The sequence below is a fragment of the Streptomyces sp. 2P-4 genome (assembly GCF_030167965.1).
Taxonomy (GTDB): Bacteria; Actinomycetota; Actinomycetes; order Streptomycetales; family Streptomycetaceae; genus Streptomyces; species Streptomyces globosus_A.
This window is the reverse complement of the sequence record NZ_CP095011.1, coordinates 1,663,340-1,681,427: the sequence shown is the minus strand read 5'-3', so window position 1 is coordinate 1,681,427 and position 18,088 is coordinate 1,663,340. Positions and strand designations below refer to the sequence as shown.

At 75.7% G+C, this 18,088-nt stretch carries 15 protein-coding genes; 11 read left to right on the top strand and 4 right to left on the bottom strand.

The window, feature by feature from the left end; all coding sequences use genetic code 11:
* Positions 1-42 precede the first annotated feature (42 nt).
* From MUK52_RS06930 to MUK52_RS06920, 3 genes are all read left to right on the top strand, one after another.
* A complete protein-coding gene (locus MUK52_RS06930) occupies positions 43-1,470 on the top strand; it encodes an AAA family ATPase (RefSeq protein WP_284575080.1) in 1,428 nt (475 codons plus the stop codon).
* Positions 1,424-1,819: a nucleotide pyrophosphohydrolase gene (locus MUK52_RS06925; protein ID WP_284575075.1), complete on the top strand. Its 396-nt coding sequence runs from the start codon at positions 1,424-1,426 to the stop codon at positions 1,817-1,819. The genes MUK52_RS06930 and MUK52_RS06925 overlap by 47 nt, the downstream gene beginning before the upstream one ends.
* Positions 1,820-1,942: 123 nt before the next feature.
* Positions 1,943-2,416, top strand: coding sequence for a DUF6099 family protein (locus MUK52_RS06920; protein WP_284575073.1), 474 nt, complete (start codon positions 1,943-1,945; stop codon positions 2,414-2,416).
* A 137-nt stretch (positions 2,417-2,553) separates the two neighbouring features.
* On the opposite strand, the gene MUK52_RS06915 is transcribed toward MUK52_RS06920, so the two are convergent.
* Positions 2,554-2,748, bottom strand: coding sequence for a hypothetical protein (locus MUK52_RS06915; RefSeq protein WP_284575071.1), 195 nt, complete (start codon positions 2,746-2,748; stop codon positions 2,554-2,556).
* A 289-nt stretch (positions 2,749-3,037) separates the two neighbouring features.
* On the opposite strand from MUK52_RS06915, the gene mmuM reads away from it, so the two are divergent.
* The 8 genes from mmuM (at position 3,038) to MUK52_RS06875 (ending at position 14,599) form a co-directional block, all read left to right on the top strand.
* Positions 3,038-3,985, top strand: coding sequence for a homocysteine S-methyltransferase (mmuM, locus tag MUK52_RS06910; protein WP_284575070.1), 948 nt, complete (start codon positions 3,038-3,040; stop codon positions 3,983-3,985).
* Positions 3,986-4,023: 38 nt separating this feature from the next.
* Positions 4,024-5,538, top strand: coding sequence for a 3' terminal RNA ribose 2'-O-methyltransferase Hen1 (locus MUK52_RS06905; protein ID WP_284575069.1), 1,515 nt, complete (start codon positions 4,024-4,026; stop codon positions 5,536-5,538).
* Positions 5,535-8,135: a polynucleotide kinase-phosphatase gene (locus MUK52_RS06900; protein ID WP_284575068.1), complete on the top strand. Its 2,601-nt coding sequence runs from the start codon at positions 5,535-5,537 to the stop codon at positions 8,133-8,135. Before MUK52_RS06905 ends, MUK52_RS06900 begins: the two co-directional genes overlap by 4 nt.
* Before the next feature lie 206 nt (positions 8,136-8,341).
* Positions 8,342-8,842, top strand: coding sequence for a hypothetical protein (locus MUK52_RS06895; protein WP_114054662.1), 501 nt, complete (start codon positions 8,342-8,344; stop codon positions 8,840-8,842).
* A gap of 135 nt (positions 8,843-8,977) precedes the next feature.
* Positions 8,978-10,204, top strand: coding sequence for an arginine deiminase (locus tag MUK52_RS06890; protein ID WP_114054663.1), 1,227 nt, complete (start codon positions 8,978-8,980; stop codon positions 10,202-10,204).
* Between the two features lie 191 nt (positions 10,205-10,395).
* Positions 10,396-11,403 (top strand): ornithine carbamoyltransferase, encoded by a 1,008-nt coding sequence (gene argF / locus MUK52_RS06885; protein WP_114054664.1) that lies wholly within the window; start codon positions 10,396-10,398, stop codon positions 11,401-11,403.
* Positions 11,404-11,508: 105 nt separating this feature from the next.
* Positions 11,509-12,336 carry an enoyl-CoA hydratase family protein gene (locus MUK52_RS06880; RefSeq protein ID WP_114054665.1) on the top strand — a complete coding sequence of 276 codons (828 nt, stop codon included), beginning with the start codon at positions 11,509-11,511 and terminating at the stop codon, positions 12,334-12,336.
* A 4-nt stretch (positions 12,337-12,340) separates the two neighbouring features.
* Positions 12,341-14,599, top strand: a complete 2,259-nt coding sequence (locus tag MUK52_RS06875) for a bifunctional salicylyl-CoA 5-hydroxylase/oxidoreductase (RefSeq protein WP_284575065.1) — start codon at positions 12,341-12,343, stop codon at positions 14,597-14,599.
* 42 nt (positions 14,600-14,641) lie between these two features.
* Here the strand turns inward: MUK52_RS06875 and MUK52_RS06870 are convergent, their stop codons facing one another.
* The 3 genes from MUK52_RS06870 to MUK52_RS06860 are packed head-to-tail and all read right to left on the bottom strand — an operon-like array spanning position 14,642 to position 17,981.
* Positions 14,642-15,481 carry a GNAT family N-acetyltransferase gene (locus MUK52_RS06870; RefSeq protein ID WP_284575064.1) on the bottom strand — a complete coding sequence of 280 codons (840 nt, stop codon included), beginning with the start codon at positions 15,479-15,481 and terminating at the stop codon, positions 14,642-14,644.
* Between the two features lie 54 nt (positions 15,482-15,535).
* Positions 15,536-16,342: a PaaX family transcriptional regulator gene (locus MUK52_RS06865; RefSeq protein ID WP_114054668.1), complete on the bottom strand. Its 807-nt coding sequence runs from the start codon at positions 16,340-16,342 to the stop codon at positions 15,536-15,538.
* 4 nt (positions 16,343-16,346) lie between these two features.
* Entirely contained in the window at positions 16,347-17,981 is a 1,635-nt protein-coding gene (locus MUK52_RS06860; RefSeq protein ID WP_284575063.1) for an AMP-binding protein, read from the bottom strand.
* Positions 17,982-18,088 lie beyond the last annotated feature (107 nt).

Here is an 18,088-nt window from a genome sequence, read left to right as displayed (position 1 = left end):
CGGCGTGCCGGGGGAGTTCCCGGCGGGCCTACCGTCCGGCGCATGGACGCCACCCCGGACACGGCGGAGCCCCGGCCCCGCACGGGTCCCGCCGTACCCGAGCCATCCCGCCTGACCCGACGGGGGCACCGCCCGGGCGCTGCACCGCGGGCCGGCGGCCCGCGGCCCGCGGCGGCGGCCGGTCCGGCGCGGCATCCGGCGGCGCCGGGCGCGGCGCCTGCCGCGGCTGCCCCGCCGTACGGGCACGGGACCCCGGACGGCGGGGCCTCTGCCGCGCCCGGAGCCGCCGGCGGGGCCGGGCCGGTGCGGCCCGTCGTCGGCGAGCTGCGGCTCTCCGCCTTCGGGCCGCACCGGGGCCTCGCCCTGCCGCTGGCCCCCGTCACCTTCCTCACCGGGCCGAGCGGCAGCGGCAAGTCCCACGTCCTCGCAGCCCACGAAGCCCTCGCCGCCCTCGCCGCGGGCGCCACCCTGGAGGCGGCCTTCCCCGACCCCGCCGCCCGCGTCCCCGACCGGGCCCCCGCCGACGCCCAGGGGCGCCGCGGCTTCCGGATCGGCTGCACGGTCGACGGCCCCGCGGGCCCGGTCCGCCTCGACCTCGCCGTACAGGCCGAACCCGCCCTGCGGATCGTCGGCGAACGCCTCACCGCGAACGGCGAGATCCTGCTCGGCACCGCCCTGCGCGACCCCGGCCGCCGCAGCGTCCAGGCCGCCTGGCTGACCGGCGGCAGCGCCGCCGTCACCCGCGCCCCCTTCCCCGACGACCGGCTCGGCACCGCCCTCATCCCGCTGCGCGTCGCCGGCGCCACCCCCGGTCAGCGGCGCGTCCTCGCCGCCGCCGAACAGGTCGTCGTCGCCCTCCGCTCCGTGTTCGCCTGCGACCCGGAGCCGGAGCGGATGCGCGCCCCAGCGGTGCACGGCGAGGGCCGGCTGCTCCGCGACTGCGCCAACCTCGCCGACGTACTGCGCCGCACCCGCCACGAGTGCACCACCCGCCACACGCTGCTCGCGCGCGCCGCACAGGCCGCCTGTGCGGGACGGGTCCACGGCCTCGACGTCCTCACCTCCTGTGACCAGTCCGGCCCCGTCACCGCCGCCCTCGACCGCGGCCCCGGGCAGCCCGCCACCGCACTCGGCCGGCTCGGCTCCGGCGAACTCCGCTTCCTCGCCCTGGCCCTCGTCCTGCTCACCGGCCCCGGGGTGCTCGCCATGGACCCCGCCGCCGAACTGCTCTCCGCCCGCCAGGCCCTCACCGTCCTCGCCGACGGCTTCGACCGCGGGCTGGACCGGCGGCAGAACGCCGAACTGCTGCGCCTCGCCCTCCTCGCCGGCGGCCGCGGCCACGTCCGCCTCCTGGCGGCCGTCGGGGAGGAGACCGCGGCGGCCGCCCGCGAGGCCCCAGGGGCGGCGGTGGTAGACCTGGGGCATGACCGACACGCCCAAGACGAACAGCGAACCGCACGAGACCGCTGACGAGCGCCTGTACCGACTCCAGCAGCGTCTGGCGGAGTTCGCGGCGGCCCGCGGCTGGGAGCCGTACCACACCCCGAAGAACCTGGCCGTCGCGCTGAGCGTGGAGGCGTCCGAACTCGTCGAGATCTTCCAGTGGCTGACACCCGAGCAGTCGGCGCGGGTCATGGACGAGCCGGACACCGCGCACCGCGTGGCCGACGAGGCCGCCGACGTGCTCGCCTACCTGCTGCAGTTCTGCGAGGTCCTCGGGGTGGACGTGCTGGACGCGCTCGCCGCGAAGATCGAGAGGAACGAGCTCCGCTTCCCGGTGGCCGGCCCCACCACCCCAGGCCGTCACTCTTCGGAGTGATGGCGTCGTCCACAACCCTGTCTCTGTCCAGAGATTTCCGAATACCCCTGGCTTTACTGGCGCATTGCCCTCACTCTGGGTAGTGGTGAGAACAGCGGATGTCGTGCGGACGGGGGACGGCATATGGATGCGGTACGGCTCATCACGGCCGGCCGCCGCGCGCTGGCGCACAGCGGGGCGGCGATGGACATCGTGTGGGAGGCCTGGCAGACCCAGGCCCTGGCCCAGGGCATGGGCCACTGGCTCGCGGTCAGCGGGCCGCGGGAACTGAGAGCGGAGGCGCGGGGCCTGGGCGAAGCGGGAGGCAGAGGCTGCGGGGTGTTCCACAGAGCGGCCCTGCGCGGGGAGCGCGCGGCACCGGACCAGCCGCCGCGCGCGGCCCAGCTGACCGTGGTGACCGACGTCCGGGGCTCCCTCCTCGGCCTCCAGGACCTCCTCGGGGAGGTCGGCATGGCCCTGGTCGGGGTCGCCTGCGGCACGGACGACGAGGGCCTGTACTGGCAGTGCATGGAGTCGATCGACGCGGCCGACGAGTCGAGCGACCGGGTCCGCGCGCTCCTGCGCCGCCTGACGGCCCACCACCACGGCGCAGCCTGACCCGCCTCCGCGTCCCCGTCCAGGTCCCCCGACCGGGGCCGGGGCCGGGACCGGCCGGGGCGGGGAGCAGCCCGACCGCCGGGGCCGCTCCCGGGGGTGGGGCCGCTCCCGCGCGCCACCGGCCGGGGTGGCCGCTGCTACGGGGTGCGGCCCGGGCCCGGGGCGCGGTCCGTGGAGGACTGGAGTTCGGCGTCCAGTCGGGACAGGTCCGCGTTCAGGGCCGCCATCAGGTCCTCCATCTGCTGGAGGAGGTTCTTCGGGGGGTCGGCCGCGGCCGGGTCGCGGCGCATGTCGTCCTGTCCGGGGTGTTCGGATGCGGACTCGTGGGACATGGCGGCCTCCTCGGCCCCGGCCCTTCCGCGGGCGGAAGGGGGCAGCGGTCGTGCCGGCGGGCGGGCCGCCGGCGCGCGGGCCGGGCGGTCCGGCTCCGACCGGGGAAACGATCCCCGTCGGCGGCTGGTCACTGGCCGCGGCCGGGGGCGGCTCCCGGTTGACGGAGATTCACCCTGCGGGGGCGGCGAGGTGCAGGATGGGTGGCGTGGAACACGCCGTGCACGCCGTACACCGCCGCACACCGCAGGATCGTCCGGATCGGCCGGACCCGCTGGGGCGGTGGGAGGCGTGACGCGGGCGACCGCGCCGTTCGCCGACGCGCTCGCCGCGCGGGCGCTCGTGCTCGACGGCGGGCTCAGCAACCAGCTCGCCGACCAGGGCTGCGAACTGTCCGGCGGCCTGTGGACCGGCCGGGTGCTCGCCGAGCGGCCCGACCAGGTGCAGGCCGCGCACACGGCGTACGCGCAGGCCGGCGCCGAGGTGCTGATCACCGCGAGCTACCAGGTGGGCTACGAGGCCTTCGCCGCCCGCGGCCGCGGCCGCGCCGAGACCACCGGGCTGCTGCACCGCAGCGTCCGCCTCGCCGCCCGCGCCGCCGACACCGCCGGGCACGACGTGTGGGTCGCCGCGTCTGTCGGCCCGTACGGCGCGGTCCTCGCCGACGGCTCCGAGTACCGCGGCCGGTACGGGCTGAGCAGGCGGCAGCTCGCCGCGTTCCACCGGCCCCGCATCGAGGCGCTTCTCGGCGCCGGGCCCGACGTGCTGGCCGTCGAGACCGTCCCCGACGCCGACGAGGCCGAAGCCGTCCTCGGTGTGCTCGCCGAGACCGGGGCACGGGCCTGGCTGTCGTACACCGTCGCCGGCGGCCGCACCCGGGCCGGCGGGCCGCTCGCCGAGGCGTTCGCCCTGGCCGGGGAGTCCCCGCAGGTCGTCGCGGTCGGCGTGAACTGCTGCGACCCCCGGGACGTGCTGCCCGCCCTGGAGGAGGCCGCCTCCGCCACCGGCAAACCGCTGCTCGCCTACCCGAACGACGGCTCCGCATGGGACGCCGCCGCGGCGACCTGGGAGCACCCGGCCGCCCCCGCCCCCTGGCCCGTCCGGGCCTGGCAGCGGACCGGCGCCCGCCTCCTCGGCGGCTGCTGCCGGATCGGCCCCCGCCGCATCGCCGCCCTCGCGGCCGCCGTGCACGGCACCCCGCCGGACCGGCCCCGCGGAACGGCCGCCCCCGGAAAATAGGCGGCGGACGGGCGGGCCCGGCGGCAAGAATCGGAAGCGTGTTCCTGACGATCTCCACCACCGGTACCCCCGACCGCCCCGCCACCGACCTGGGATTCCTGCTGCACAAGCATCCCGGCAAGGCGCAGGCGTTCACCACCTCCCACGGCACCGCCCACGTCTTCTACCCCGAGGCCGGGGACGAGCGCTGCACGGCGGCCCTGCTGCTGGAGGTGGACCCCGTCGCGCTCGTCCGGCGCGGCCAGGGCAAGGGCCGGGGCGGAGCGCCCGACACCGCACTCGCCCAGTACGTCAACGACCGCCCCTACGCCGCCTCCTCGCTGCTCGCCGTCGCGCTGCGCAGCGTCTTCGGCAGCGCCCTGAACGGCAGGTGCGCCGCCCGCCCCGACCTCGTCGACGAGCCGCGCGGCCTGCGGATCGAGATTCCCGTCCTGCCCGCGCGCGGCGGGCCGGAGCTCGTGCACCGGCTGTTCGGCCCCCTCGGCTGGGACCTCGTACGGCCCGAGCCGCTCCCGCTCGACGAGCGGTTCCCCGAGTGGGGGGACTCCCGGTACGTACGCCTCGTCCTGGAGGGCCGGCTGCGGCTCGCCGACGCGCTGCGGCAGCTGTACGTCCTGCTGCCCGTCCTCGACGACGCCAAGCACTACTGGGTCGCCCCCGACGAGGTCGACAAGCTGCTGCGCGCCGGCGACGGCTGGCTCGCCGGGCACCCGGAGCACGGGCTGATCACCTCCCGCTACCTCGCCCGCCACAAGCGGCTGACCCGGGACGCCCTGGAGCGCCTGGAGCTGGCCCGCCTCGCCGAGGCGGACGGCAGCCCGGCCGAGGACATCGACAACGCCGTCGACGAGGACACCGACACCGCCGACCGCCCGCTGCCGCTTGCCGTGCTGCGCCGCGAGGCCGTCACCGCGGCGCTGCGCGCCGCCGGCGCCGCCCGGGTCCTCGACCTCGGCTGCGGGCAGGGCGCCCTGGTGCAGCAGCTCCTGAAGGACACCTCCTTCACGGAGATCACCGGCGTCGACGTGTCCGTACGGGCCCTCGCCACGGCCGCGAAGCGGCTGCGGCTGGAACGCATGGGCGAGCTGCAGGCCGGCCGGGTCCGCCTCCTCCAGGGCTCCCTCACGTACACGGACAAGCGGCTCGCCGGCTACGACGCGGCCGTCCTCAGCGAGGTCGTCGAGCACGTCGACCCGTCGCGGCTGCCCGCCCTGGAGTACGCGGTGTTCGGCTCGGCGCGCCCGCGGACCGTCCTCGTCACCACCCCGAACGCCGAGTACAACGTCCGCTGGGAGACCCTGCCCGCCGGGCAGGTCCGGCACCCCGACCACCGCTTCGAGTGGACCCGCGCCGAATTCCGCGACTGGGCCGGTGCCGTCGCCGGCCGGCACGGCTACACCGTCGCGTACGTGCCCGTCGGGGACGACGACCCCGAGGTCGGCCCGCCCACGCAGATGGCCGTCTTCACCCTGGCCGACCCGGCCACCGCCAGCCGCACCGGTGCCACCGCCGCCGCCCGCACCGACGCCCCGAAGGAGGGAGAGGCCGCATGACCGCTGACACCGACACCGCCGCCGGAGCCGCCGAGCCCCGCGTGCTCCCCGTCCCCGACCTTTCCCTCGTCGTCCTCGTCGGCGCCACCGGATCGGGCAAGTCCACCTTCGCCCGCAGGCACTTCAAGCCCACCGAGGTGATCTCCTCCGACCACTGCCGCGCACTGGTCAGCGACGACGAGAACGACCAGGGCGCCAGCAGGGACGCCTTCGACGTCCTCCACTACATCGCCGGCAAGCGCCTCGCAGCCGGCCGGCTCACCGTCGTCGACGCCACCAGCGTCCAGCCGGAGGCCCGCCGCTCCCTCGTCCGGCTCGCCCGCGAGCACGACGTCCTGCCCGTCGCGATCGTCCTCGACATGCCCGAGGACGTCTGCGTGCAGCGCAACGCGGCCCGCCCCGACCGGGCCGGGCTCCCGCGGCACGTCATCCAGCGCCACCGCCGCGAACTGCGCCGCTCCCTGCGCCACCTGGAGCGCGAGGGCTTCCGCAAGGTGCACGTCCTGCGCACCGCCCTGGAGGCCGAGACCGCCGAGGTCGTCCGCGAGAAGCGCTACAACGACCTCACCCACCTCACCGGCCCCTTCGACATCATCGGCGACGTGCACGGCTGCTCCGTGGAGCTGGAGGCCCTGCTGGACCGGCTCGGCTACCGCGACGGTGTCCACCCCGAGGGCCGTACGGCCGTCTTCGTCGGCGACCTCGTCGACCGCGGCCCGGACAGCCCCGGCGTGCTGCGCCGCGTCATGGGCATGGTCGCCTCGGGCAGCGCCCTGTGCGTGCCGGGCAACCACGAGAACAAGCTCGGGCGCCACCTCAGGGGTTCGAAGGTGCAGCTGACGCACGGCCTCGCCGAGACCGTCGGGCAGCTGGCCGGCGAACCGGAGGAGTTCACCGCCGAGGTCCGCTCCTTCATCGAGGGCCTGGTCAGCCACTACGTCCTCGACGGCGGCCGGCTGGTGGTCTGCCACGCCGGGCTGCCGGAGAAGTACCACGGCCGCACCTCCGGCCGGGTCCGCTCGCACGCCCTGTACGGGGAGACCACCGGCGAGACCGACGAGTTCGGCCTGCCGGTGCGCCACCCCTGGGCCGAGGACTACCGGGGCCGGGCGGCGGTCGTCTACGGCCACACGCCCGTCCCGCAGGCCTCCTGGACCAACAACACCATCTGCCTCGACACCGGCGCCGTGTTCGGCGGGAGGCTGACGGCCCTGCGCTGGCCCGAGCGCGAACTCGTCGACGTCCCCGCCGAGAAGGTCTGGTACGAGCCGGTCAGGCCGCTCGCGGTGCAGGCGCCGGGCGGCCGCGAGGGCCGGCCGCTCGACGTGGCCGACGTGCACGGCCGGCGCGTCGTGGAGACCCGCCACCTCGGGAACGTCGCGGTGCGCGAGGAGAACGCCGCCGCGGCCCTGGAGGTGATGAGCCGCTTCGCCGTCGACCCCCGGCTGGTGCCGTACCTGCCGCCGACGATGGCCCCGGCGGCCGCCTCGCAGGAGGAGGGCTACCTGGAGCACCCGGCGGAGGCCTTCGCCCAGTACCGAGCCGACGGCATCGCCCAGGTCGTGTGCGAGGAGAAGCACATGGGCTCCCGCGCCACCGTCCTGCTGTGCCGGGACGCCGAGACGGCCCGCAGGCGCTTCGGCACCGACGGCGCCGCCACCGGCTCGGTGTACACGCGCACAGGCCGGCCCTTCTTCCGGGATCCGGCCGTCACCGAGGCGTTCCTCGGCCGGGTGCGGGACGCGGTCACCGGCGCCGGGCTCTGGGAGGAGCTCGCCGCGCCCGGCGGAGGCCCCGCCGGGGACGGCGACTGGCTCCTGCTCGACGGCGAGCTGCTGCCCTGGTCGCTGAAGTCCCGAGGCCTGCTGCGCGAGCAGTACGCGGCCGTCGGCGCGGCCTCCCGCGCCGCGTTCCCCGCGGCGATCGCCGCCCTGGAGGCAGCAGCGGCCCGCGGCGCGGACACCGGCGCACTGCTGGCCCGGCAGCGGGACCGGGCCGAGGACGCGGACCGCTTCACCGAGGCCTACCGCCGCTACTGCTGGACCACGGAGGGCCTCGACGGGGTGCGGTTCGCGCCGTTCCAGCTGCTCGCCGCCTCCGGCCGGTCGCTGGCCGCCGTCCCGCACGACGAGCAGCTGTTCTGGCTGGACCGGCTCGCCGCCGCCGACGAGGCCGCCGGCGGCGGGCTGCTGCGCCGCACCGGCCGGATCCTGGTCGACACCGCCGACGAGGACTCCGTCCGGGCGGGCACCGACTGGTGGCTGGAGCTGACGGGGGCCGGCGGCGAGGGGATGGTCGTCAAGCCGCTCCAGGCGTACGCCCGCGACCGCAGGGGACGGCTCGTGCAGCCGGGGATCAAGGTCCGCGGCCGCGAGTACCTGAGGATCGTGTACGGGCCGGAGTACGCGCGCCCGGAACAGCTCGACCGGCTGCGCGGCCGGGCGCTGGGCCACAAGCGGTCGCTGGCGCTGCGCGAGTACGCGCTCGGCCTGGAGGCCCTGGACCGGCTGGCGGCGGGGGAGCCGCTGTGGCGGGTGCACGAGGCGGTCTTCGCGGTGCTCGCCCTGGAGTCGGAGCCCGTCGACCCCCGGCTGTGACGGCCCCCGTCCGGCCCGGCCGCACCGGCGGTGCGCGGGCGGTGCGCCGGCGGTGTGCGGGCGGTGCGTAAAGGCGCCGCCCGCACACGGCCCCGAATTAGGTCGTATGGGGGAACTTTCCCGGCCGATGCCGGGGAAAGCCCGGGCGGGATCGTTCATTCAGGGCAGCGGAGTGTCCGCGATCCAGGAAGGACGGAACGTCACCTATGAAGATGACCGCGCGCGGAAGCATTGCGGCGCTCATGACCTGTATGGCGGCCGCCGGCGGCGCCGCCCCGGCCGCCGCCGACTCGGTTCCGGTCAGCGTGCCGCTGGACGCCGTGAAGACCACGCTGGGCGTGGACACCCCGCGTGTGGGCACCGGAGTCCCGGTCCCCGTCGTCGGCGCCCCGGAGGTCCGCCACCACAGGGGCGACCTGCTGCCCACGCCGGTGGTGCCGTCCCTGCCCGTCGGCACGGAACTCGGCCGCACCCTCGTCAGCACGCCCGTGCCGAACCTGCTCGGCGACCCCGCCACCGACTCCGAGGGCTCGCTGACCTCCCCGGCGACCGACCTGATGGCCCGCACTCCGGGCGTGGTCCTCGGGGCGCCGCTGACGATGCCCGACGGAAACAACTCCGGCATCCCGGACCTGACCACCCCGAAGCTCGGCCTGACCGCCCCGGAGCTGACCGGGGCCCCCTCGGCGCTCCTCGGCCTCGGCTGAGGCCGCCGGCGCCCGCCCCGGCGCCCGTCCCCGGCGCCCCGGCCGACGCCCCGGCCCGGCGGGTCCCGGCCGTCCGCCGGACCTCCTGCGCCAACGCCGCATCAAAAAGCCGTCCGGTCTGCGAACGTGTACGCCATGGGATTCCATGTCGACTCCGAGACCGGACGGCTCCGCCGCGTCATCCTCCACCGGCCCGATCTGGAACTGAAGCGGCTCACGCCGAGCAACAAGGACGCACTCCTCTTCGACGACGTCCTGTGGGTGCGCAGGGCCCGGCAGGAGCACGACGGCTTCGCCGACGTCCTGCGGGACCGCGGCGTGGAGGTCCACCTGTTCGGGGACCTGCTCCGGGAGGCGGTGGACATCCCGGAGGCCAGGCACCTGGTCCTGGACCGGGTGTTCGACGAGAAGGAGTACGGCCCCCTCGCCACCGACCACCTGCGCGCCGTCTTCGACGGGCTGCCGGCGGCGGACCTCGCCGAGGCGCTGGTGGGCGGGATGACCAAGCGGGAGTACCTGGAGCGGTACGCCGAGCCCGTCTCGGTCCGCTTCCACGCCATGGACCTGGACGACTTCCTGCTCGGGCCGCTGCCGAACCACCTCTTCACCCGGGACACCTCCGCATGGATCTACGACGGGGTCTCCATCAACGCCATGCGCTGGCCGGCCCGGCAGCGCGAGACGGTCCACTTCGAGGCGATCTACCGGCACCACCCGCTGTTCACCGCGTCGGGCGCCTTCCACTACTGGTCGCAGGGGCAGGCCGACTACCCGTCGACGATCGAGGGCGGGGACGTCCTCGTCCTCGGCAACGGCGCCGTGCTGATCGGGATGAGCGAGCGGACGACCCCGCAGGCGGTGGAGATGCTGGCGCGGGGCCTGTTCGCCGCCGGGTCGGCGACCAGCATCGTGGCGCTCGACATGCCGAAGCGGCGGGCGTTCATGCACCTGGACACGGTGATGACGATGGTGGACGGGGACACCTTCACCCAGTACGCGGGCCTCGGCATGCTGCGCTCGTACACCATCGAGCCGGGCTCCGGCGCGCAGGAGCTGAAGGTGACCGACCACGCCCCGGAGCACATGCACCGGGCCATCGCGGCCGCCCTCGGCCTGGACGCGATCCGGGTGCTGACGGCCCGGCAGGACGTGCACTCGGCGGAGCGCGAGCAGTGGGACGACGGCTGCAACGTCCTCGCCGTGGAGCCGGGAGTGGTCGTCGCCTACGAGCGGAACGTGACGACCAACACGCACCTGCGCAAGGAGGGCATCGAGGTCATCGAGATCCCCGGCAGCGAGCTGGGGCGGGGCCGGGGCGGGCCGCGCTGCATGAGCTGTCCGGTGGAACGCGACGCCGTCTGAGCAGCGGCGGGGCGCCGTTCGGCGCCGCCTGGCAGGCGCAGGGCGTCTGACGAGGCAGGATGAATCGGGAGGAGGCGGGGAGGACCGGGCGGAGGATGAAGGCCGGGGACCAGGGGTCTGTATATGAATACAGGCCATCGTATAGACTTCCGGTCTCCCTGCTTCCCGTACCGCGACCCTGGAGTACCCCCATGGCCATCGACCTCGCCGGCCGCAGTTTCCTGAAGGAGCTCGACTTCACCGCCGCCGAGTTCCGCGGCCTGGTCGAGCTGGCTGCCGGGCTCAAGGCCGCCAAGAAGGCGGGCACGGAGCAGCCCCGCCTCGGGGGCCGCAACATCGCCCTCGTCTTCGAGAAGACCTCGACGCGCACGCGCTGCGCGTTCGAGGTCGCCGCCGCCGACCAGGGGGCGCGCACCACCTACCTGGACCCGGCGGGCTCCCAGATCGGACACAAGGAGTCCGTCAAGGACACCGCCCGCGTCCTGGGCCGGATGTTCGACGGGATCCAGTACCGCGGCGACAGCCAGGCGGCCGTCGAGGCGCTCGCCGCCCACGCCGGCGTCCCCGTCTACAACGGTCTCACCGACGACTGGCACCCCACCCAGATGCTCGCCGACGTCCTCACCATGACCGAGCACAGCGCCCTGCCGGTCGAGCGGATCGCCTTCGCCTACCTGGGCGACGCCCGCTTCAACATGGGCAACTCCTACCTCGTGACCGGCGCCCTCCTCGGCATGGACGTGCGCATCGTCGCGCCCAAGGCCTACTGGCCGGCCGCGTCCGTCGTCGACCGAGCCCGGGACCTCGCCGCCGCCAGCGGCGCCCGGATCCTGCTCACCGAGGACGTCGCCGAGGGCGTCGCCCGCGCCGACTTCGTCGCCACCGACGTGTGGGTCTCCATGGGGGAGCCCAAGGAGGTGTGGGACGAGCGCATCACCGCCCTCGCCCCGTACGCCGTCACCATGGAGGTGCTGCGCGCCACCGGCAACCCGGACGTGAAGTTCCTGCACTGCCTGCCCGCCTTCCACGACCTCGGCACGGCGGTGGGCCGTGAGATACACGCCCGGCACGGGCTGGAGTCGCTGGAGGTGACGGACGAGGTCTTCGAGTCCGCGCACTCCGTCGTCTTCGACGAGGCCGAGAACCGGCTCCACACCATCAAGGCCGTGCTCGTCGCCACGCTCGCCGGCGCCGCCTGACCCGCCCGGCGCGGGGGCCGGGCCGGTGCCGCGGCCCGCCGCCCCCGGGCGCCCGCTATCGCGTTTCCGTGACGGAAGTCAGGATCCGGTGATACCTTCGACTCCGTGAGCCCCTTCATCGGTTCCACCCCGGCAACCGAACGGTGGCGCCACCTGCGGGTGACCCGGCAGGACGGCGTGGCCACCGTCACCCTCGACCGCCCCGAGAAGCTCAACGCCCTCACCTTCGGCGCGTACGCCGACCTCCGCGACCTGCTCGCCGAACTCTCCCGCGAGCGGTCCGTACGGGCCCTCGTCCTCGGCGGCGAAGGCCGCGGCTTCTGCTCCGGCGGCGACGTCGACGAGATCATCGGCGCCACCCTCTCCATGGACACCGCGCAGCTGCTGGACTTCAACCGGATGACCGGCCAGGTCGTGCGCGCCGTCCGCGAATGCCCCTTCCCCGTGATCGCCGCCGTGCACGGGGTGGCCGCCGGGGCCGGCGCCGTCCTCGCGCTCGCGGCCGACTTCCGCATCGCCGACCCCACCGCCCGCTTCGCGTTCCTCTTCACCCGCGTCGGCCTCTCCGGCGGCGACATGGGGGCCGCGTACCTGCTGCCCCGCGTCGTCGGCCTCGGCCACGCCACCCGCCTCCTGATGCTCGGCGAGCCCGTACGCGCCCCCGAGGCCGAGCGCATCGGCCTGCTCAGCGAGCTCACCGAGGAGGGCAAGGCCGACGTACGGGCAGCGGAGCTCGCCGCGCACCTCGCCGCCGGCCCCGCCCTGGCGTACGCCCAGACCAAGGCCCTGCTGACCGCCGAGCTCGACATGCCGCTCGCCGCGGCCGTCGAACTCGACGCCAACACCCAGGCCCTGCTGATGAACGGCCGGGACTACGCCGAGTTCCACGCCGCCTTCACCGCGAAGCGGCCGCCGGAGTGGGAAGGCAGGTAGCGCCGTGCCCCTCGGGAACACACTCGACGTCGCGGTGATCGGCGGGGGACCGGGGGGCCTGTACGCGGCCGCCCTGCTGGCCCGGCAGGGCCACCGGGTGCAGGTGTGGGAGCGCAATGCCCCCGACGACACCTTCGGCTTCGGCGTCGTCCTCTCCGACGAGACCCTCGGCGGCATCGAACGCGCCGACACCGACGTCTACGAGGCCCTCGGTGCCGAGTTCGTCCGCTGGGACGACATCGACATCGTCCACCGCGGCCGCCTGCACACCTCGGGCGGCCACGGCTTCGCCGCCCTCGGCCGGCGCCGCCTCCTGCACGTCCTGCACGCACGCTGCACCGCCCTCGGCGTCACGCTCCGCTTCCGCACCCCCGCCCCGCCCGCCGACGCCCTCGCCGCCTCCCACGACCTGGTCGTCGCCGCCGACGGCGTCCACAGCGCCACCAGGCAGAGCGCCGCCGAGCACTTCCGGCCCACCCTCACCAGCGGCCGCTGCCGCTACATCTGGCTCGCCGCCGACTTCGCCTTCGACGCCTTCCGCTTCGAGATCGCCGAGACCGAGCACGGCGTCATGCAGCTCCACGCCTACCCCTACGCGCCGGACGCCTCCACCGTCATCGTCGAGATGCGGGAGGAGGTCTGGCGGGCCGCCGGCCTCGACCTGTGCGACGAGGCCGAATCCGCCGACCGCTGCGCCAAGGCCTTCTCCGAGGCACTGCGCGGCCGGCCACTGCGCGGCAACCGGTCCGCCTGGACCGGCTTCCGGACCGTCGTCAACGAGCGCTGGTCCCACGGCAACACCGTCCTCCTCGGCGACGCCGCCCACACCGCGCACTTCTCCATCGGCTCCGGCACCAAACTGGCCGTCGAGGACGCCCTCGCCCTCGCCGAGGCGGTCGCCGCCGAGCCGGACGTCCCCGCCGCCCTCGCCGCGTACGAGGCCGCCCGCCGCCCCGCCGTCGCCTCCACCCAGCGGGCCGCGGCCGCCAGCATGCGCTGGTTCGAGGAACTCGCCGGATACGTCGACCAGCCCGACCGGCAGTTCGCGTTCAACCTGCTCACCCGCAGCCGCCGCGTCACCCACGGAAACCTGCGCCTGCGCGACGAGCGCTTCACCCGCGCCGTCGAACGCGACTTCGGCTGCCCCGACGACCGCACCCCGCCCATGTTCACCCCGCTGACCCTGCGCGGGCTGACCCTGCGCAACCGCGTCGTCGTCTCCCCGATGGACATGTACTCCGCCGCCGACGGCGACGGCCTCCCCGGCGACTTCCACCTCGTCCACCTCGGCGCCCGCGCCCTCGGCGGCGCCGGCCTGGTCATGACCGAGATGGTCTGCGTCTCTCCGCAGGGCCGGATCACGCCCGGCTGCACCGGCCTCTACACCGACGCGCAGGCCGCCGCCTGGCGGCGCATCGCCGACTTCGTGCACACCTCCGCCCCCGGCACCGCCCTCGGCGTCCAGCTCGGCCACTCCGGCCGCAAGGGCTCCACCAGGCTCATGTGGGAGGGCATGGACGACCCCCTGCCCGAGGGCAACTGGCCCGTCGCCGCAGCCTCCCCGCTGCCCTACCGGCCCGGCGTCTCGCAGGTCCCCCGCGCCCTGGACCGCCGGGACCTCGCCGCGATCCGTGCCGACTTCGCGGCCGCCGCCGCCCGCGCCGCCGACTGCGGCTTCGACCTCCTCGAACTGCACTGCGCCCACGGCTACCTGCTGTCCGGATTCCTCTCGCCGCTCGCCAACCACCGCGAGGACGCCTACGGGGGCCCGCTGGAGAACCGGCTCCGCTTCCCCCTGGAGGTCTTCGACGTCGTCAGGGAGGTCTGGCCCGGGGACCGGCCCATGACCGTCCGGCTCTCCGCCACCGACTGGGCGCCCGGCGGCACCACCGCCGAGGACGCCGTCCGCATCGCCGCCGCCTTCGCCGCACACGGCGCCGACGCCATCGACGTCTCCACCGGGCAGGTCGTCCCCGACGAGGCCCCCGAATTCGGGCGCTCGTACCAGACCCCGTACGCCGACCGGATCCGCAACGCCCTCGGCGTCCCCGTCATCGCCGTCGGCGCCATCTCCTCCTGGGACGACGTCAACTCGCTGCTCCTCGCCGGCCGCGCCGACCTCTGCGCCCTCGGCCGCCCCCACCTGTACGACCCCCACTGGACCCTGCACGCGGCCGCCGACCAGGAGTACGCGGGACCGGCCGCCCCCTGGCCGGCCCCCTACCGCGCCGGCAGCCGCAAGCCGCCCACCGGAAAGGGCTGAGCGGCGAGCGGCGAGCGGTGAGCGCGGACGGCCCGGGGCGGCTCAGCGCGCCACGACCACCGCCCGGTCCTCCACCGGCAGGAAGCCGAGCCGCAGGTAGACGCCCGTGCTCGTCGGGTTCGCCGTGTCCGCGAACAGCAGCACCTCCCGGGCGCCCGCCGCCCGGGCCGCGCCCACCGCCGCGTGCGTCGCGCCCGCCGCGTACCCGCGCCGCCGGTGTGCGGGCGGCGTGTACACCGGGCCGATCCGGGAGGTCCCGCCGTCGGGCGGGCTGAACGCGGCGAGCCCCGCCGGACGGCCCGCGGCGTCCTCCCACAGCAGCATCCCGCCCCCGGCCACCCGGTCCCGTACGGCGCCCTCGCCGGGCGGCGGGTCCCCGACCTCCGCCGCGAAGGAGGCGCACCACTCCCGCACCAGCGGCAGGTCCGCCTCCGCGGCCGCCCGGGCCCGCCCCCGGGGCGCCGGCTCCGGCGCCGCGAGCTCCCCGAGCCGGTACAGCCGCAGCACATCCGGCTCGCCCAGCGGCCGCCCCCAGGCCTCGGCGAGCCGCTCGCCGTCCGCGAGCCGGGCGTTGAACCCGCCGATCCCGCTCAGCACCGGCTCCCGCCGCAGCGCCTCGCCCAGCGCGGCCACCGCCTCGCCGGGCACCCTGCCGAGGACCAGCGGGTACGGCGGCGTGCACAGGAACCCGCCCGCGACCGCGCCGTCCGCGCCGGTCCACCAGCCGAACACCGGGTCCCGGTCCGAGAAGGCATGCGGGCCGCGGCGCCGCAGCGCGCCCTCCACGGTCAGCAGCAGCGTGTTCGCCACGGGGTCGGCGGCGACGGCCGCCCCGGCCGCGGCCCGGTAGGCCGCCAGGTCATGGGTGAAGGTCCAGGTCATGGCCCATCATGGCGCCCGCCCGCAGCGCCCCGCACCCGCAATCCGCCCGCCGGGCTACTGCTGCACGAAGCGGGCGCCCGTGTCCCGCAGACGGGCGTGCAGCTCGGCGAAGACGGCCGCCGCCCGGTCGCCCGGCCAGTCCGCGGGCAGCAGGTCGTGCGGCAGCCCCGGGTCGGCGTACGGCAGGCGCCGCCAGCCGTCCAGGGCCCGCAGGTAGTCCCGGTAGGCCTGCTCCGGCGTCGGCGAGCCGCCCTGCTGGAGGGCGCGCAGCACCGGCTCGTGCCGGTCGAGGAACTCCTCGTGCGCCTTGGCCAGCGCGGTCAGGTCCCACCAGCGGGCCACCGCCTCCGCCGTCGGCGCGAAGCCCAGGTGCGTGCCGCGGAACAGCTCCACGTACGCCGTCAGGTGCAGCCGGTCCAGGGTGTGCCCCGTCTCCTCGTACAGGTGGGCCGGGGCGATCCACACCCCCGGGGCCACCGAGCCGAAGCCCAGCCGCGCCAGCCGGGAGCGCAGCAGGTGCCGCTTGTGCCGCTCCTGCTCCGGGACGGAGAAGACGGCCACCAGCCACTCGCCGGTGCCCCGGACGGCCCGGTCGCCGTAGATGCGCCGGTCGCCGTCGTCGAGGAGCTGCCGCGCCTCGCCGGAGAGCTCGTACCCCGCGGAGCCGTCCGCCGCCCGAGCGGGCAGCAGGAAGCCGCGCCGCTTGAGCCGGGACACCGAGGAGCGCACCGACGGGGCGTCCACGTCCGCGGCGCCCAGCAGGCGGACCAGCGCCGACACGGGTACGGGCCCCTCGAAGGCCCGCCCGTAGGCGCCGTAGAAGGTGACGATCAGGGATCGCGGAGTGTGCTGCTCGGCCACGTGTTCACTCTAGATCGCGGAGCCGGAACCGCTGAAGTTTTCCCGTCGGGGTCCGCGGCAGGGCCGGGAGGAAGACGAACGCCCGGGGGCACTTGTGCGGGGCCAGCTCGGCGCGCATGTACTCCCGCAGGGCCTCCTCCGTCAGGGCCGCGCCCGGCCGGGGGACGGCGTACGCCACGACGATCTGGCCGCGCCGCTCGTCCGGGCGGCCCACGACGGCGGCCTCCGCCACGTCCGGGTGGCGCAGCAGGGCCTCCTCGACCTCCGGGCCGGCGATGTTGTGGCCGGCGGAGACGATCATGTCGTCGGCGCGGGCGACGTACCGGAAGTAGCCGTCCGAGTCCCGGACGTACGTGTCGCCGGTGAGATTCCAGCCGTCCCGTACGTACTCCTCCTGCCGCGGGTCGGCCAGGTAGCGGCAGCCGACCGGGCCGCGCACGGCGAGCAGGCCCGGCTCGTCGTCCGCGACAGGCCGGCCGGCGCGGTCCACCACGCGGGCCTGCCAGCCGGGCACGACCCGGCCGGTGGTGCCGGGGCGGATGTCGTCGTCCGCGGCGGAGATGAAGATGTGCAGCAGCTCCGTCGCGCCGATCCCGTTGATGATCCGCAGCCCGGTCCGCTCGTACCAGGCCTGCCAGGTCGCGGCGGGGAGGTTCTCGCCCGCCGAGACGCAGCGGCGCAGCGCGGAGAGGTCGTACCCCTTGCCGCCGGCTGCGTCCTCCCCGTCGCCGTCCAGCGCGTCCAGCATCGCCCGGTACGCGGTGGGCGCGGTGAACAGGACCGTGACCCGGTGCTCCGCCAGGGCCGGCAGCAGCGCGCGCGGCCCGGCCTGCTCCAGCAGCAGGGCGCAGGCCCCGGCGCGCAGCGGGAAGACGACCAGGCCGCCGAGGCCGAAGGTGAAGCCGAGCGGCGGGCTCCCCGCGAAGACGTCGTCGGGCCGGGGGCGCAGGACGCTGCGGGAGAAGGTGTCGGCGACGGAGAGCACGTCCCGGTGGAAGTGCATGCAGCCCTTGGGGCGGCCGGTGGTGCCCGAGGTGAACGCGATCAGTGCGACGTCGTCCGCGGACGTCGCCACCGCCGGGAACGGCTCCGTGTGCCGTTCGGCGAGCCGGAGCAGGTCCTGCGGGCCCGTCCCGCCGTACGGGGTGATGCGCAGGCCTGGCACCTCCGCCCGGGCCAGGTCCTCCAGCACCGACGCGTGGCACAGGGCGTGCCCCACCCGGGCCATCGCGCACACCGTCGCCAGCTCGTGCGCCCGCTGCTGCGCCAGGACGGTGACGGCGACCGCGCCGGCCTTGACCACGGCGAGCCAGCAGGCGGCGAGCCACGGGCCGGTCGGGCCGCGCAGCAGCACCCGGTTGCCCGGCACCACCCCGAGGTCGGCCGTCAGGACGCGGGCGATGCGGTCCACCCGGTCGCGCAGCTCCCCGTACGACCAGGTCTCGCCGCTGCCGTCGCGGAAGGCGGGGCGGTCCGGTCCGAACCGGGCGACGGTGGCGTCGAGGAGCTCCGCCGCGCAGTTGAGGCGGTCCGGATAGGCCAGTTCGGGCAGTTCGAAGAGCAGGTCCGGCCACGCGTGCGGCGGCGGCAGGTGGTCGCGCGCGAAGGTGTCGGCGTGGGCCGAAGGCTTGAGCTCCAAGGCGGGTTCGCCCCCTTGCGACGGCTGCGGCCCCCGGTCGGGGCCGAAACGGGTGGAGCCGGCCGTGCAGTTGCCCCATGAGCGTATCGTGATGGTGACGGCAGTCA

Bases quoted from the DNA above. Each gene is read 5' to 3' on its own strand.
- MUK52_RS06930 (WP_284575080.1), top strand. From the start codon at position 43: ATGGACGCCACCCCGGACACGGCGGAGCCCCGGCCCCGCACGGGTCCC.
- MUK52_RS06925 (WP_284575075.1), top strand. From the start codon at position 1,424: ATGACCGACACGCCCAAGACGAACAGCGAACCGCACGAGACCGCTGAC.
- MUK52_RS06920 (WP_284575073.1), top strand. From the start codon at position 1,943: ATGGATGCGGTACGGCTCATCACGGCCGGCCGCCGCGCGCTGGCGCAC.
- MUK52_RS06915 (WP_284575071.1), bottom strand. From the start codon at position 2,748: ATGTCCCACGAGTCCGCATCCGAACACCCCGGACAGGACGACATGCGC.
- MUK52_RS06900 (WP_284575068.1), top strand. From the start codon at position 5,535: ATGACCGCTGACACCGACACCGCCGCCGGAGCCGCCGAGCCCCGCGTG.
- MUK52_RS06895 (WP_114054662.1), top strand. From the start codon at position 8,342: ATGAAGATGACCGCGCGCGGAAGCATTGCGGCGCTCATGACCTGTATG.
- MUK52_RS06890 (WP_114054663.1), top strand. From the start codon at position 8,978: ATGGGATTCCATGTCGACTCCGAGACCGGACGGCTCCGCCGCGTCATC.
- argF (WP_114054664.1), top strand. From the start codon at position 10,396: ATGGCCATCGACCTCGCCGGCCGCAGTTTCCTGAAGGAGCTCGACTTC.
- MUK52_RS06870 (WP_284575064.1), bottom strand. From the start codon at position 15,481: ATGACCTGGACCTTCACCCATGACCTGGCGGCCTACCGGGCCGCGGCC.